We start from the raw sequence: 16,130 nt of genomic DNA, 5'->3' as shown, positions 1-16,130 counted from the left end.
GCTAAGCTTCAGACTGGAAGAAGTAAACAGCAGCGAGTTGCTTCTGGGAAATTGGCCCCATCGGTAGAAGGAGTCGGGAAGATGAGCTTCGGGTTCTGGGTCGTGGTGGCTGCTGGCGGGGTTGGTGGCTATCTGGCATTTCGTCGTTTGCGGGAGATGGAAACAGAGATTCGTGGCGAGATTGCCGGTCGCCAGGAGAAACCAAAAAAGGACGAAGTATCTGCAAGGGAGCCGGCGCTGCCGTCAGGGGGAGGGTCGGAACCGGTGGCCGTTACCCTCGACAACCAGGTGCTGAGCCTGATCCGGACCCGGCCGGGCCGGCTGCAGACCGACATCTACCGGGAAATGAGCCAAGTTGATCGCAAGACCTTGCAGGAACTGCTGTTGCGGCTCGATCGCGGCGGCCTGGTTCGCAGGGTGAAAGAGGGGAGCACCTATAAACTCTTTCCGGCCTGAGCGTCCCGGGGATAGTGGTTCCCGTTTCTGCGGCGCGAGGTTTCGATCGGAGTATTGCATTAGAAAACCTGATTAGCCCTAATTCTCAGCTATGACACATTCTGTCGCACAGGAAGCATAGAGTTTGGCCATGGAACCCATGAAAAACAAGGAGGTTAGCACCCATGGCCATCAATCGTATCCAGTTTCAACCGGGGCTGAGCTTGGCTGATTTTCTCAAAGACTACGGTACGGAAACCCAATGCGAGGCGATCCTTGAGCGCTCGCGCTGGCCCCAAGGATTTGTCTGCCCAGCATGCAGTGCAAGCCGCGCGGTCCAGTTCCGGCGAGGACAGTCGAAAATCTTCCAGTGCAGTCGCTGTCGAAAACAGATCTCTCTGATTTCCGGAACGATTTTTCATGGGAGCAATCTACCGCTGACCCAGTGGTTTCTTGCCCTCTACTTTATGACACAAGGCAAGTCCGGCCTGTCGATGCTGGAGATGAGACGTATGCTGGGCTTGAGCTACAAGGCGGCTTGGCGACTCAAGCACAAGCTCATGCAGGCGATGTTCGAACGCGAAGAGACAACGGTTCTGGGTCAGCGAGTCGAGATCGACGATGCCTACTTGGGCGGAGAACGCTCCGGCGGGAAAGTCGGTCGCGGTTCGGAGAACAAAGTTCCCTTCATTGCGGCGGTGGAAACGAGTCATGACGGCCATCCGCTGCGAGCGGTTTTTAGCCGGGTGACGACCTTCAGCAGCCATGACGTTGATCAATGGGCCAAGAATCATTTGGCACCGACGGCGCTGGTCGTTTCTGATGGCCTGAATTGCTTCCGCGCGGTCACCAAGACTGGGTGCTACCATCAGCGAGAGGTGGTTGGTGATCAACGCAGAAGTACCGACATGGGCTGCTTCCACTGGATCAACACCATCCTGGGCAATCTTAAGACGGCCATGGCCGGAACGTATCATGCGTTTGACTTCGACAAATATGCGCATCGCTATCTGGCCGAGTTTCAGTACCGGTTCAACCGGCGGTTCGATCTGCGCAGCATGCTGCCAAGACTGCTTTTCGCCTGTGTCTCAATCGGCAAGCGGCCCGAGGCCTGGCTTCGCCGAGCTGAGAATTGGACCTAATCAGGTTAGAAAAAGGGCCGGTCCGGAATATTCCGGACCGGCCCTTTTGGTGAGAGCAGAAGTTACGCCGATCAGCGCAGGTTGTAGAAGACTTCGCGCCCGTTAAACTGTGCGACCTCGTCAAGTTCATCCTCGATGCGCAGCAGCTGGTTGTATTTGCAGACCCGGTCGGTGCGGCAGAGGGAGCCGGTCTTGATCTGGCCGGCATTGACGGCCACGGCGAGATCGGCCAGGGTGGTGTCTTCGGTCTCGCCACTGCGGTGGGAGATGACGGTGGTATAGCCGGCCCGCTTGGCCATTTCGATGGCGTCGAGGGTCTCGGTGAGAGTGCCGATCTGGTTGAGTTTGATCAGGATCGAGTTGGCGATGCCTTTGCTGATTCCTTCCTTGAGGATCTTCGGGTTGGTGACGAAGAGGTCGTCGCCAACGATCTGGATCCGTTTGCCGAGGCGGTCGGTAAGGAGTTTCCAGCCGTCCCAATCGTTCTCCGCCATGCCGTCTTCGATGGAGATGATCGGGTAGCGGTTGACCAGGTCTTCATAGAAGGCAACCAGCTCGGCCGGCGTCTTCACCGGCTGCTTCTCGTTTTCAAGGTGATACTTGCCGTCTTTGAAGAGTTCCGAGGAGGCGACGTCGAGGGCGAGCAGGATATCTTCTCCCGGCTTGTAACCGGCGGCTTTGATCGCCTCCATGATGACCTGGAGTGCTTCTTCGTTACTGCCCAGGTTGGGGGCGAAGCCCCCCTCGTCGCCGACGGCGGTGTTGTAGCCCTTCCCCTTGAGAACCGTCTTCAGGGCGTGGAAGATCTCCGCTCCCATGCGCAAGGCTTCCTTGAAGGAGGTGGCGCCGGCCGGCATGATCATGAATTCCTGGATGTCGACATTGTTGTCGGCGTGCGCACCGCCATTGATGATGTTCATCATCGGCAGCGGCAATTCCTTGGCGTTGGAGCCGCCGAGATACTGGTAGAGGGGGAGGCCGGCATCCTCTGCCGCCGCCTTGGCGCAGGCGAGGGAGACGCCGAGAAGGGCATTGGCGCCCAGGTTGCTTTTGAAATCGGTGCCGTCAAGTTCCAGGAGCTTGCGGTCGATTCCCGCCTGGTCGGAGGCTTCCCAGCCGACCAGCGCCTCGGAAATGACCTCGTTGACGTTTTCCACGGCCTTGGTGACCCCTTTGCCGAGGTAACGCCCCTTGTCGCCGTCCCGCAGTTCCAGCGCTTCCCGTTCACCGGTAGAGGCGCCGCTCGGAACCGCTGCCCGACCCATGGCCCCACTCTCCAGGTAAACTTCCACTTCGACCGTCGGGTTGCCACGGGAATCGAGGATCTCTCTGGCATAAATGTCAATAATTTCACTCATTTGAACCCCCTTGGGACTGGAATTATGTTGCCCCCGGCAGGGGCCGGGGCGAAGTGTTCCTTTTATAGCACAACGGGCCGGAAAGGAAAGCCTTTTTTCCCCCTTGCCGCGGCGCCTTCGGGGAAATGACGATTGATTTTCCCGGGGGGTGGTGCTATTGTTTGGCCTCCAAATTTCATGCGTGCATAAAAGGAAGTTTTTTGGATACTGATCCGACTGCAGGACATTTTTCGGCTGCTGATCAACACCTGGCGAACCTCCTCTTCGGCCGACAGAACCGCCATCTGAAGATTATGGAACGGGTGCTTGGGGTGCGCATCGGCTCCAAGGGGAGCGAGTTGCGCATCGAGGGGGACCCGCCCCAGGTCGGCCTGACCCGGCGCCTGCTCGATGAACTGCAGATCCTGCTTCAGGAAGGCTATCCCCTCTACCCGACCGACATCGATTACGCCATCCGCATTCTCAGTGCCGACTCCGGCAGCCACCTCCGGGATATCTTTCTCGATACGATCTACGTCTCTGCCCGCAACAAGGTTATCGCCCCAAAGAGCCTGGCGCAGAAGTCCTACATCGATGCCATTCGCGGCAATGACGTCGTCTTCGGTATTGGTCCGGCCGGGACCGGCAAGACCTACCTCGCCATGGCGATGGCGGTGGCGACGCTGATGAAGAAAGAGGTCAGCCGTATCGTCCTGGTCCGGCCCGCCGTTGAAGCCGGGGAGAAGTTGGGGTTCCTGCCCGGCGACCTGGCCGAGAAGGTCAATCCCTACCTGCGGCCGCTCTACGATGCCCTCTACGATATGATGGACTTTGAAAAGGGGCAGGCGCTCATCGAAAAGGGAGTGGTCGAAGTGGCGCCCCTGGCCTTCATGCGCGGTCGCACCCTGAATGATGCCTTCGTGATTCTCGACGAGGCGCAGAATACCACCGCCGAACAGATGAAGATGTTCCTTACCCGCCTCGGTTTCGGCAGCCGGGCGGTTGTGACCGGGGATGTGACCCAGGTTGACCTGCCGACCGGCCGCACCTCCGGTTTGGTCGAGGCGCTGCGCGTCCTGCCCGGGGTTGACGGGATCGCCTTTAACCACTTTACCGACCGCGACGTGGTCCGGCATCCGATCGTGCAACTGATCGTGCAGGCCTACGAGCGCGCTCCGTTGCCTGGCAGACCTCCAGTCGCCGGCCAGGATCTTCTCCGCCATGACCAAAGCTGAACGGAAACCGGAAAGTTCCAAGCGCAAGGGACGCTTCGCTCCCGAGCTGCCCGGACCGCCGTTGCAGGAACGAACCCGGCGCCAACTGCTGCTGATCTTCCTGGCCGTCGTTCTGACCATTATCATCATCCCCAAGGGGGGGCTCGTCCCTGACTACTACGAGCCGGGTGATATCGTCTCCCGGGATATCAAGGCGCCCAAGGATCTGCTCATCCCCGACCAGCCCCTGACCGAAAAGAAGCGGGTTGAGGCGGAAGCTGCTGTCCTCCCCTTGTACGATTACGATCCCGCGGTTGGCAGGGAGATCGCGGATCAGTTGGTGCAGGCATTGCGGCAGAGCCGCCGGGAACCGCCACCGGGAAGTGAATCCGAGAGCCTGCGCAAGGAGATCGAGGCAACCCTCGGGGTGCCACTGACGGAAGCTGACCTGGCCGGGCTGCGCAAGATTCCGGAGGGGGATGCATTCTATACCCAGCTCGGAACCGTAGTGGCTCGCGCTCTCGGCGGCAGGATTGTCGGGAATCTGCAGCTCTTCCAGGGCGAAAAGGAGCGGGGCGTCCTGGTCAGGGACCTGACCAGCCAGCAGGAGTCAAAACTTGAGGATATCTCCTCTGTCATCGGCCTGGGGGGGGCGCAGGACCGGATAGGGGAAGGTCTGCGCCAACTGAAGGAGCTCTCCCGGGGAGAGCGGGAGTTTCTCGACGGGCTGTTGCGCCGGCTGGTGCACCCCAACCTGACCTTCAATAAGAATGAAACCGAAGCGCGGCGGGCGGCCGCCCGCGCCGCCGTAGCACCGGTCCTTTTTCAGGTCAAGAAGGGGGAGATGATTGCCCGGGAGGGGGAGCGGGTCACTTCGGAGCAGATCTCCAAGCTGCGGGCACTGCGCGAATCGGGAAGTGATTCGAGCACGCTGCGAACCGGCGCCGGGATGCTCCTGGTCACGCTGCTGCTGATCTTTATCACCCACCGCTTCGCCAAGCTCAATGTGCGCAAATACCGGCCGGCAACCCGTGACCTCCTCTTTCTCGTCACTGCCTTTCTCGGGCTCTTTGTCCTGATCAAACTGGCGATCTTTATCTCCACGGCGCTGGAGAGCGCCTTCCCCTACATCGATTCCTCGAGCTATTTTTATCTCTTCCCCTTTGCCGTCGGCGCCATGCTGGTCCGGATCGTCCTCAATTCGGAAGTGGCGCTGATCTTTATCCTCCTCTCCACCACCCTGCTCGGGGTTCTTTTCGGCAACAGCCTCTTCATTACCCTCTACGCCATGAGCGGCAGCCTGGTCGGCGCCCACTGGGTTCGCCAGTGCAAAGAACGGACAAGCCTCTACCGCGCCGGTTTCCGGGTGGCCATTGTCAATGCCCTGATGATTCTCGGCCTGCAGCTCCTCGCCGGCCGGGGCTTCGATACGCAGTTGCTCTACAAGATCGGCTTTGGCCTGGGGGGCGGTTTCCTCTGTGCGGTAATCGTCACCGGCCTGATTCCCCTGGTCGAGCATCTTTTCAAGTACACCACCGATATCAAGCTGCTGGAACTGGCCAACATGAACACCCCCGTGTTGCGCGAGCTGATGGTGCAGGCGCCGGGGACCTACCATCACTCCATCATTGTTGGCAACCTGGTCGAAGCCGCCGCGGAAGAGATCAACGCCAATCCGTTGCTGGCCCGGGTGGCGGCCTACTACCATGACGTCGGCAAGATTCGCAAACCCCTCTATTTCATCGAAAACCTCGGCGGGCAGGAGAATCGCCACGACAAGCTGGCGCCATCGATGAGCGCGCTGGTGCTGATGGCCCACCTCAAGGACGGGGTCGAGATGGCCCGCGAGTGCAAGCTCGGCGAGCCGCTGATCAATATCATCCGCGAGCATCATGGCACCTCGCTGATCAAGTTCTTTTACGACAAGGCCAAGAACAAGTCCGACCCCGATGTCCAGCAGGTCGACGAGCGGGATTACCGCTATCCCGGTCCCAAGCCGCAGACCCGGGAGGCGGCGCTGATCATGCTCGCCGACGCGGTGGAAGCGGCCAGCCGTACCCTCACCGACCCGACCCCGGCCCGCATTCGCGGCATGGTGCAGAAGATTATCAACAATATCTTCATCGACGGCCAGCTCGACGAATGTGAGCTGACCCTCAAGGACCTCGACAACATCGCCAAGAGTTTCAATCGCATCCTTTCCGGTATTTTCCACCACCGGGTCGATTATCCCGAGCCGGCCTACAAGGAGCGGGAAAAGGATCCCAGCAAAAGGAAAAATGGTGAAGATTCAAATCGAGAACCGGCAAAGGAAGCAAAAGATAAGGAAACTGCCACTGCGAAGGGTAGCACGGAGGATCTTAAGCGCCTCGGGATGTCCTGATGCCGAGCTTTCGATCCTGGTTGTCGACGACGCCGGAATCCGGGTCATCAACCGGGACTTTTTGCAGCGCGACAAGGCGACCAACGTGATCTCCTTCGCCATGCAGGAGGGGGAGGGGAGCGGCATCAACCCGCTGCTACTCGGCGATGTGGTCATTTCCGCCGAGACCGCGGCGCGGGATGCCGCCGAAGCGGGCATCGGCTTCGAGGAGGAACTCTGGTTCCTGCTCCTGCATGGCATTCTGCATCTGCTTGGCTATGATCATGAGCGGGGGACGGCTGCCGAGGCCCGGCGCATGGAGGCCCGGGAAGCGGAGCTGTTCGCCCAGTTGCGCAGGGAGTTTGTGACCGGGTGAGCAGGGAGAAAATCAAACCGGCCAACTGGGTGGCGGCGATCAACTGCGCCATTGAGGGGATTCTCTGGACCACCTCGACCCAGCGCCACATGCGCGCCCACTTTCTGGCGGCGGTGCTGGTCCTGCTGCTGGCGATTTTTCTGCGGGTTTCGACCCTTGAGTTTATTCTGCTGACCTTCGCCATCACCCTGGTTCTCTTTGCCGAGCTGGTCAACACCGCTTTTGAAGTGCTGGTCGACCTGGTCTCCCCCGACTATCATATCCTCGCCAAGCGGGCCAAGGATGTAGCCGCCGGCGCGGTTCTGGTCGCCAGCTGCGGTGCGGCGGTGCTGGGGTTCTTCGCCTTTGCCCGCTACCTGGTTCCGCCGCTGGGCCGGAATCTCGACCTGCTCGGTCACCCGCCAGGAGAACTCTCGATCGCGGCGGTCCTGGTCGTCACCCTGCTGGTGGTGCTGCTCAAGGCGCGCTTCGGTTACGGCACCCCGTTGCAGGGGGGGATGCCGAGCGGCCACGCCGCGGTCGCTTTTTCCATTGCCACTTCCCTGGCCCTTGCCGGGCCCGGTACGGTGCTGGTCCTGCTGGCGCTGGGGATGGCGGTCATGGTCAGCCAGAGTCGCCTGCTGCTGGGGATCCATAGTCTGCGCGAAGTCCTTGCCGGTGCACTGCTGGGGAGTGGTGTGACGCTGGTTATCTACCTGGTCTTTGGCTGATCTGCCGCGCTGAGCGGATCGAATATTTTTTTGCTGGGGAGGAGAGGGTTCCTTGGACGAAGACGGCAGTAGTAACGGACATTCGGGTCTCTGGAAGGGTACCTTGCAGCGGTTGCTGTTCGGCCGGCGGCGGGCGCTGACCGAAAAGGACCTGCAGGACATCATTCAGGAATCGGAGGAGGAGGGGCTGATCAACGAAGATGAGGGGGAGATGCTCCACTCCATCTTCGAATTCGGTGACACCATCGTGCGCGAGGTGATGGTGCCGCGACCCGACATGGTCTGCTGCAGTTGCCAGGCGCAACTGCCGGAAGTCCTCGAGGCGATACTCTCCTCCGGGCATTCCCGGATTCCGATCTATGAGGGGGTGGTCGATCGGATTGTCGGTGTCGTCTATGCCAAGGACCTGCTTCGCTACTGGGGGGCGGCCGCCGAGGATCTCCGCCTGACCGAGGTGATGCGCCCCCCGTTTTTCGTTCCCGAATCGAAGAATATCGAAGATTTGCTGCAGGATTTTCGCAGCCGGCGGGTCCACATGGCGATCGCCATCGACGAATACGGGGGGACCTCCGGCCTGATTACCATTGAGGACCTGATCGAAGAGATCATCGGCGACATCCAGGACGAATACGATACCGAGGAAGAATGGCTGATCGAGGAGGGGGACGGCTCGGTCCTGGTCGATGGCCGGCTCAATATCGAAGACCTCGAAGAACATTACGCGATCCAGATCCCGCGGGAGAAGTTCGATACGGTCGGCGGGTATCTCATTCACCTGCTCGGTCATGTGCCACGCCAGGGGGAGGAGGTTTGCGATGCTTCTCTCTCGCTGACGGCCGTCGATGCCGATGAGCGCAAGGTGCGCAAGGTCCACGTCCGGCTCCTGCGCGATCCCGCTAGCGGGGAGAACATCCCCTGATGCGCTTGCGCCCTGATCGCGGCCTGGCCGCCGCTTTGCTCTCCGGCCTGCTGCTCGCACTCGCCTTTCCCCGCCCCGACCTGGCCAGCTGCGCCTGGTTCGGCCTGGTCCCGCTGCTGATATTCAGCGGCGAGCGCCCGCTACGGGACGGTTTTGTCGCGGGCGCCACCTTCTTTGCGATCGTCCTTTACTGGCTCAATATCGTCATGACCACCTATGGCGGGCTCAACCCGCTGCTGTCGGTGGTCGCCTACCTGATGCTGGTCGCCTATCTCAGCCTCTTTATTGCCGTTGCGGTCTGGGGCGGCTTTGCGCTGCGGGATCGGTTCAGGCTGCCGTTGCCGTTGACCTTGCCGGTCCTCTGGGTCGGTTTAGAATTCCTGCGCTCCTTCCTTTTCAGCGGCTTTCCCTGGGCGACCCTCGGTTATTCCCAACAGAGTCATCTTGCGCTGATCCAGTCCGCCGACCTCTGCGGCGTCTACGGGATCAGCTATCTTTTGCTCCTCGCCAACACGGTTCTCTCCTGTCTGCTGCAGGCTGGATACCAGCGGAAGCTGGCAATGACCCCCCGCTGGTCGCTGGTCGCACTCCTCCTTTTGGTGCTGGCTGATCTCGGTTACGGGCAGTGGCGGCTCGGGCAAGATATCGACCGCCGCGATACTACCCTGGAGACGGTCCTGGTGCAGGGGAATATCGACCAGTCGATCAAGTGGGACCCGGCGTTCCAGGAAGCAACCGTCGAACATTACCGCGACCTCTCCCTGCAGGGCGCCTCCGGGCTGACCGGGGCGCTCATCGTCTGGCCGGAGAGTGCGACCCCCTTTTACGCCCAGGATCCTTCTCCCCTGCAAAGCCTGGTGCATCAGGTGCCGCGGGTCACCGACTCCTGGCTCCTCTTCGGCAGTCCGGCCTATGAACGCCGGAATAACGTTGTCCGCTATCTGAACAGCGCCTTTCTCCTTGCCCCGACCGGTGCCGTCCTGGGACGCAGCGACAAGGTTCATCTCGTCCCCTTCGGCGAATATGTGCCGTTGAAAAGCTTTTTCCCCTTTATTGACAAGCTGGTCGTCGGTATCGGTGACTTTTCTCCCGGCAGCGTCGCCCCCTTGCGCCTCGATGGTCACCGCCTCGGGGTTCTCGTCTGCTTCGAAGGAATTTTCCCCGAACTGGCCCGGGATTTCGTCCGCCAGGGGAGTGACCTGCTGGTGAATATCACCAACGATGCCTGGTTCGGTCGTTCCTCGGCCCCGTTTCAGCATCTCGCCATGACCCGCTTTCGCGCCATCGAAAACCGCATCTGGGTCGCGCGCGCCGCCAATACGGGAGTCTCGGCCCTGATCGCGCCCTCGGGGCGGATTCCCGACCAGACCGAAATCTTCCTTTCCACTTTTCTGCGCGGCAGGGTTGGCCTGGGGAGTGGCCATGCCTTCTACAGCCGCTATGGCGACATCCTGCCGGGGGTCTGTCTCGCCCTCTCCCTCTTCTGGTTCCTGCGCCTGCTGCGCCGCCGCTACCAGCGCCCGCTGCCCTGAGTTTCGGTCCGGCCCGGGTCCCGCCCCCTTCGGCCCTGTTGGCAAGAGAAGTCTGGCAAGAGAAGTCTTGTGGAAAGCCGCGGCAGTCGCTATAATCGCAAACCTTGCCAAATCCAACGGGAGCGCCGCTATGTACCGTGAAGAAATCGAAGCCCTCAAGGAACTCCAGGACAAGCTCGCCGAGCTGAGGAGGTATCTTTGACTTAGCCGCCAAGCAGGAACGGGTGGCTGAGCTGGAAGCCGAAATCGCCAAGCCCGATTTCTGGAATCAGGGGGACCGGGCTCAGGAACTGCTCCGCGAGCGGACCACGTTGCAGAAGGTGGTGGAGGACTGGGAGGGCGCTACGCGCGAGCTGGAGGATCTGCTGGTCCTGTGCGAACTCGGTGAGGAGAGTGAGGACGAGGCGACCCTGGTCGAGGTACGGGAGCTGCTGCCGGCCCTGGCAGCCCGGGTCGCGCGCATGGAGTTCGCCCGCATGCTCTCCGGCGAGCATGACGCCAACAACGCCATTGTCAGCATCAACGCCGGCGCCGGCGGGACCGAAGCCCAGGACTGGGGCGAAATGCTGCTGCGCATGTACCTGCGTTTCTGCGAACGCAAGGGGTTCCGTACCGAGATCACCGACTATCAGCCAGGCGACGAGGCCGGGGTCAAGGGGGTGACCTTCACCGTCGAGGGCCCTTACGCCTACGGCTACCTGCGGGCGGAGATGGGGATTCACCGGCTGGTGCGAATCTCCCCCTTTGATTCCAATGCGCGCCGCCACACCTCCTTCTGTTCCATCTTCGTCTTCCCCGAGATCTCCGACGATATCGAGGTGGTGATCGACGAAAAGGATCTGCGCGTCGATACCTACCGCTCGAGCGGCGCCGGCGGTCAGCACGTCAACAAGACCGAATCAGCGATCCGCATCACCCATATCCCGACCGGCGTCGTCGTCGCCTGCCAGAACGAGCGCTCCCAGCACAAAAACCGGGCTACCGCCATGAAGCAGCTCAAGGCCCGGCTCTATGAACTCGAAGTGCGCAAAAAAGAGGAAGAGGCGGATTCCATCGCCGGCGAAAAGAAGGAGATCGGCTGGGGAAGCCAGATTCGTTCCTATGTCCTGCATCCTTACCGGATGGTCAAGGACCACCGCACCGGGCATGAGGTCGGCAATACCGACGCGGTGCTCGACGGCAATATCGAAGATTTCATCGAGGCCTATCTGCTGAGTAAAAAATAGCCGGGCCGTTCACCGCGGTGAGCGGCAGGGAGTTGCAAAAATGAAGCGTTGCAATATCTGGAATGGGATGACCCTGGTGATGGGGTTGCTGCTCTCTGGACTGCTGCTCACCAGTTGCGGCAGCAGTCAGGAGGATCTTGTCGCCCCCAGGATAACCTTCGATGGCGCCGCTGCCGATACGACCTCCCGTACCCGCTACCTGTCGGGAACGGTCGAAGCCGGCGCGACGGTCGAGGTGACCCTCGGCAACGATCTCCTCCCGGCAAGCCAGGTGCATGTATCGGGCGGCTACTGGAGCTGCGTGATCGACAATCTGGCCGCCGGCAGCAACCTGGTGAGCGTCACCGCCGTCGATGCCATCGGCAACCAGAATATCCTCTCCTTCTTCCTGGTTTACGATCTGCTCACCATCGACACCTACGTTTCCCCGCTCCCCGGCACCAGCCAGACGATCGGCGGTCAGGTCGATCCGGCCCTGGCGGCGCCGGAGGTGACCCTGAACAGCGTGGTTGTCGGTAATGGCACAGTAAGCGGCAACCGCTGGAGTTTTGATCTCACCGGGTTGGTCGAAGGCAGCAATGCCCTCGAGGTCAGCGTCACCCACCCGGTTTTCGGCCTGGTAAAAAAGAATCTTACCCTCCAAGTCAATACCCTGGCGCCGATTATTACCATCGACCCGGTGGTGACGCCGACGGTGGCTGCCGACCAGAACCTGAGTGGCAGCTACACCACCGCCCCGGTGGTCTCGGTGGCGACGGCCACTCCCGGCACCCTCAATGCCGCGGCCGGGCTCTGGGACCTTTCCCTTTCCGCCCTCGCCGCCGGGAAGAATATCGTCATCACCAGTGACAGCGCCAACAATATCACCGCCACGGCGCGGACCCTGATCACCCAGCAACTGGTCGCGGACCGGATTCCTCATCCCGGCGCCTTCGATGTCGCTGCCGCGACGACCGTCAGTGTCACCTTCCCGGTGGCGATGGCCGCAGCCACCATCACCGACAGCAGCTTCACCCTCAGCGCCGGCGATCCCGCCGTGGCGGTCGCCGCCGTGGTGACCTATGACGATGCGAGTCGTACCGCCACCCTGACGCCGGTCTCCCCCCTGGCGCCGGGGACCGTCTATACGGCGACGCTGTTGGCGCGCGACAGCAACGGGGGCGTCTTGCCCTCCGCCATCACCGACCTCTCCGGCCAGCCCCTGGCGCGGAATGTGAGCTGGTTTTTCACCACCCTTTGATGAATACCGGTCGCCCCTTATGGGCTGCGACCGCGACCTGAATCCGGCAGGAAAGGCAGAATCGAACCATGGAAGAACTCAACGACCTGGTCCTTCAGCGCCGCGCCAAACTGGCCGAGCTGCGCTCCCAGGGGCTCAACCCCTACGCCAATGATTGCCCGGTCAGCCATACCGCGGCGGAAATCCACGCGGCCCACGCCGACCAGGATGCGGCGGCTCTGGAAGCCGGGGCGCCCCATTACGCCGTCGCCGGCCGGATCATGGCCCGACGCGATTTCGGCAAGGCCGCCTTTATCCAGCTGCAGGACCGCAGCGGCCGGTTGCAGGTCTACGTCGGTCGCGACCTGATCGGAGAAGCGGCCTTTGAGCAGTTCAAGAAGCTCGACCTTGGCGATATCGTCGCTGCCGGCGGCGTACCGTTTCGTACCAAGACCGGGGAACTCTCGCTGCGGGCCGACAGCCTGCGGCTGCTCACCAAGTCGCTGCAGCCGCTCCCCGAGAAATGGCACGGGCTGACCGATGTCGAGACCCGCTACCGCCAGCGCTATCTCGACCTCATCGTCAACCCCGATGTCCGCGAAACCTTTCGCAAGCGCAGCCGGATCATTGGTCTGATCCGCGATTTCATGCAGCAGCGCGACTTCCTCGAAGTCGAGACGCCGATGATGCAGCCGATTGCCGGCGGCGCCACCGCCAAGCCCTTCATCACCCACCACAATACCCTGAAGATGGATCTCTTCCTGCGCATCGCTCCGGAACTCTATCTGAAGCGGCTGGTGGTCGGCGGCTTCGAGCGAGTCTTCGAGATCAACCGCAACTTCCGCAACGAGGGGATCTCGATTCAGCACAACCCCGAGTTCACCATGATGGAGTTCTACCAGGCCTACGCGACCTACCATGACCTGATGAACCTCACCGAGGAACTGATCTGCCACGTCGCCGCCGAGGTCTGTGGCAGCCTGCAGATCAGTTACGGCGGCCGCGAGGTTGACCTCTCCCCCCCCTGGCAGCGCCTGACGGTGCGCGAGGCGATCATCCAGTACGGCGACATCGATGCCGCGGCGTTGGAAGACCGGGAGCAGGCCCTCGCCTATGCCCGCAGCATCGGTCTGGAGCTGGAGCCTGGCATCGGCCACGGCAAGCTGCTGACCGAGCTCTTCGACGCCGTCGCCGAGCCGCAGCTCTGGCATCCGACCTTCATTACCGAGTACCCGACCGAGGTTTCGCCCCTTTCCCGGCGCAATGACGCCAACCCCGAGGTCGTCGACCGTTTCGAGCTCTTCATGGTCGGCCGCGAACTGGCCAATGCCTTCTCGGAGCTTAACGACCCCGACGACCAGAAGGAGCGTTTTCTCAAGCAGCTGGCCGAAAAAGAGGCGGGGGACGAGGAAGCCCACGCCATGGACGAGGATTATGTCCGCGCCCTCGAGCATGGTCTGCCGCCGACGGCGGGCGAGGGGATCGGCATCGACCGGCTGGTGATGCTTCTCACCGATTCGGCCTCGATCCGCGACGTCATCCTCTTTCCGCAGTTGCGGCCCGAAAAGAACTGACCGCAGCGGGGGACGGGGGAGGCGGGACGCGAAGGTTCCCCACGTCGAAACCACCCCCTTTCGTCCCGCGTTCCGCGTCCCGGACCTACTATGAGCTACGAACTCTTTGTCAGCCTGCGCTACCTGCGGGCCAAGCGCAAACAGACCTTCATCTCGGTCATCTCCTTCATCTCCATCGCCGGGGTGACGCTGGGGGTGGCGGCGCTGATCGTGGTGCTGGCGGTGATGACCGGCTTTCACGATGGGGTGCGCAAGCAGATCCTCGGTAACATTCCCCATGTCCTGGTACAGAAACAGGGCGCCGATATGAGCGGTTACGAGGAGGTAGCGGCCTCGATCCGCCAACTCCCCCATGTCACCTCCGCCACCCCTTTTGCCTCCAGGGAGGCGATGCTCCTCTCCCGCGGCAATGTCGCGGCGGTCAACGTCAAGGGGATCGAGGCAGGGAACAAGATCTTTCAGCAGAAGTTTCTCACCCTGGATGGCAAGAGTGCCGAGGAGCTGCTCTTCCAGGCGACGGACGGTCTGCCGGGGATTATCATCGGCCTCGACACCGCGACCACCCTCGGGGTGGCGGTGGGTGAGTCGATCAACGTTATCCCGCCCCTCTTCACCATTACCCCCTTCGGCATGATCCCGAAGATGAAACCGTTCCGGATCGTCGGCATATTTCGGCAGCGCGGGGGCTTTCTCGACACCTATTTTGCCTATATCCAGCTGCCGGTGGCGCAGACCTTCTTCGATGCCAAGGACCGCGCCAGCGGCATCGAGGTCGAGGTCGACAACTTCGACCAGGCGCGTCCGGTGGCGGCCGAACTGCGGCAGGAGCTCTCCTTCCCCTACGTGGTGCGTTCCTGGGAGGACCTTTTCGGTTCCTTTCTCTCCGCCCTCAAGCTGGAAAAACTCGGCCTCTTCATTGTCCTGGGTATCATCGTTCTGGTCGCCGCCTTCAATATCGGCACCACGCTGATCATGGTCGTCATGGAAAAACACAAGGACATCGCCATCCTGCGCTCGATGGGGGCGAATGCCCGCAGCATCATGAAGATCTTTGTCCTCGAAGGGCTGATTATCGGCACCGTCGGCACCCTCCTCGGTACCCTGCTCGGCCTGCTGCTGGCCAAGAATGCCGATCCGATCATCAAGGGACTGGAGAGTTTGCTGCACGTGAAGATTTTTGACCAGAGTGTCTACGGCATGGATACCTTCCCCTCGGTGGTCAACTCCGGCGACGTGCTCGCCGTGATTGCCGTCGCCATGGGGATTTCGCTCTTTGCCACCATCTACCCGGCCTGGCGCGCGGCGAAGATGGACCCGGCCGAGGCGCTGCGCTATGACTGAGGCGGTGGCAACAAGCCTGCTTAGGGTTACCGGCCTGGCGAAGAGCTTTGCGACGGCCGGCGGGGTGGTCGAGGTGCTGCGCGGCATCGATATCGAAATCCGCGCCGGGGAGCGGGTCGCCGTGGTTGGTGCCTCCGGGGCGGGGAAGACCACGCTGATGCATATCCTCGGCGCCCTCGACCGGCCGACCGCCGGCACCGTCACCTTTGCCGGGCAGGACCTTGCCCGACTGCGCGGTCAGGCCCTCGATGCCTTTCGTAACCGTAGCGTCGGCTTCGTCTTCCAGTTTCACCAGCTCCTCCCCGAGTTCAGTGCCCTCGAAAATGTCATGATGCCGGCGCTGGTGGCCCGCAAAAGTCCGGCGGCGGCCCGTGCCCTGGCCGAGGAGTTGCTGCGCGAAGTCGGCCTTGCGCACCGCCTCGATCACAAGCCGGGGCAGCTCTCCGGCGGCGAGCAGCAGCGCGTCGCCATCGCCCGTGCCCTGGTGATGTCCCCGCGGCTGCTCCTCGCCGACGAACCGACCGGGAATCTCGACAGTGGCACCAGCGACGAGATCTATCGCCTGCTCGACGAGCTGCACCGGCGCCATGGTCTGACCATGGTCATCGTTACCCACAGTGAACGGCTGGCCGGACGGCTGGACCGGATTATCCGCATGCGCGACGGGTTGCTCGATTGCTAGTTTTTTGGTTTACACGCTGGCGGGCATTTTCTATAATGACGCCCTTTGGCAGCGGATTTTC

Annotated in this window: 14 protein-coding genes; 13 read left to right on the top strand and 1 reads right to left on the bottom strand. The window is 61.6% G+C overall.

The features are described 5' to 3' along the window. Positions 1–81 precede the first annotated feature (81 nt). Positions 82–456: a hypothetical protein gene (locus ACYQ8E_RS06080; protein ID WP_066727658.1), complete on the top strand. Its 375-nt coding sequence runs from the start codon at positions 82–84 to the stop codon at positions 454–456. 164 nt (positions 457–620) lie between these two features. Continuing rightward, positions 621–1,577 (top strand): IS1595-like element ISDesu2 family transposase, encoded by a 957-nt coding sequence (locus ACYQ8E_RS06075; protein WP_066727657.1) that lies wholly within the window; start codon positions 621–623, stop codon positions 1,575–1,577. A 71-nt stretch (positions 1,578–1,648) separates the two neighbouring features. On the opposite strand, the gene eno is transcribed toward ACYQ8E_RS06075, so the two are convergent. Then, a complete protein-coding gene (gene eno, locus ACYQ8E_RS06070) occupies positions 1,649–2,935 on the bottom strand; it encodes a phosphopyruvate hydratase (protein ID WP_459860418.1) in 1,287 nt (428 codons plus the stop codon). A 200-nt stretch (positions 2,936–3,135) separates the two neighbouring features. Here eno and ACYQ8E_RS06065 point away from each other — a divergent pair, with 200 nt between their 5' ends. The 11 genes from ACYQ8E_RS06065 to ACYQ8E_RS06015 all read left to right on the top strand — a co-directional run bounded on the left by ACYQ8E_RS06065 (position 3,136) and on the right by ACYQ8E_RS06015 (position 16,069). Continuing rightward, positions 3,136–4,149, top strand: coding sequence for a PhoH family protein (locus ACYQ8E_RS06065; protein WP_066727655.1), 1,014 nt, complete (start codon positions 3,136–3,138; stop codon positions 4,147–4,149). After that, positions 4,136–6,511 carry an HD family phosphohydrolase gene (locus tag ACYQ8E_RS06060; RefSeq protein WP_066727654.1) on the top strand — a complete coding sequence of 792 codons (2,376 nt, stop codon included), beginning with the start codon at positions 4,136–4,138 and terminating at the stop codon, positions 6,509–6,511. The genes ACYQ8E_RS06065 and ACYQ8E_RS06060 overlap by 14 nt, the downstream gene beginning before the upstream one ends. Beyond that, the gene (gene ybeY, locus ACYQ8E_RS06055) at positions 6,408–6,866 is read left to right on the top strand and encodes an rRNA maturation RNase YbeY (RefSeq protein ID WP_157471876.1); all 459 of its coding nucleotides are present in this window, start codon (positions 6,408–6,410) and stop codon (positions 6,864–6,866) included. The genes ACYQ8E_RS06060 and ybeY overlap by 104 nt, the downstream gene beginning before the upstream one ends. Then, a complete protein-coding gene (locus ACYQ8E_RS06050) occupies positions 6,863–7,576 on the top strand; it encodes a diacylglycerol kinase (RefSeq protein ID WP_231875328.1) in 714 nt (237 codons plus the stop codon). The genes ybeY and ACYQ8E_RS06050 overlap by 4 nt, the downstream gene beginning before the upstream one ends. A 103-nt stretch (positions 7,577–7,679) precedes the next feature. Beyond that, on the top strand, positions 7,680–8,495 hold the full coding sequence (locus tag ACYQ8E_RS06045) for a hemolysin family protein (RefSeq protein WP_231875327.1): 816 nt from the start codon (positions 7,680–7,682) through the stop codon (positions 8,493–8,495). Next, a complete protein-coding gene (gene lnt, locus ACYQ8E_RS06040; RefSeq protein WP_082820319.1) occupies positions 8,495–10,027 on the top strand; it encodes an apolipoprotein N-acyltransferase in 1,533 nt (510 codons plus the stop codon). The genes ACYQ8E_RS06045 and lnt overlap by 1 nt, the downstream gene beginning before the upstream one ends. Before the next feature lie 130 nt (positions 10,028–10,157). Then, positions 10,158–11,253 (top strand): peptide chain release factor 2 gene (gene prfB / locus ACYQ8E_RS06035; protein ID WP_157471875.1). Its coding sequence is split into 2 segments (ribosomal slippage): positions 10,158–10,226 and positions 10,228–11,253, totalling 1,095 coding nucleotides; the frame shifts between segments, so codons are not numbered across the junction. A 40-nt stretch (positions 11,254–11,293) separates the two neighbouring features. Beyond that, entirely contained in the window at positions 11,294–12,493 is a 1,200-nt protein-coding gene (locus ACYQ8E_RS06030) for an Ig-like domain-containing domain (protein ID WP_066727652.1), read from the top strand. 68 nt (positions 12,494–12,561) lie between these two features. Continuing rightward, positions 12,562–14,046: a lysine--tRNA ligase gene (gene lysS / locus ACYQ8E_RS06025; RefSeq protein ID WP_066727651.1), complete on the top strand. Its 1,485-nt coding sequence runs from the start codon at positions 12,562–12,564 to the stop codon at positions 14,044–14,046. A 90-nt stretch (positions 14,047–14,136) separates the two neighbouring features. Continuing rightward, positions 14,137–15,387, top strand: coding sequence for a lipoprotein-releasing ABC transporter permease subunit (locus tag ACYQ8E_RS06020; protein ID WP_066727650.1), 1,251 nt, complete (start codon positions 14,137–14,139; stop codon positions 15,385–15,387). Further along, positions 15,380–16,069 (top strand): ABC transporter ATP-binding protein, encoded by a 690-nt coding sequence (locus tag ACYQ8E_RS06015; RefSeq protein ID WP_066727649.1) that lies wholly within the window; start codon positions 15,380–15,382, stop codon positions 16,067–16,069. Before ACYQ8E_RS06020 ends, ACYQ8E_RS06015 begins: the two co-directional genes overlap by 8 nt. Positions 16,070–16,130 lie beyond the last annotated feature (61 nt).

The sequence above is a fragment of the Desulfuromonas carbonis genome (assembly GCF_054658035.1).
The sequence above is the reverse complement of the archived record's forward strand: the minus strand, read 5'-3'. Positions and strand labels throughout refer to the sequence as shown.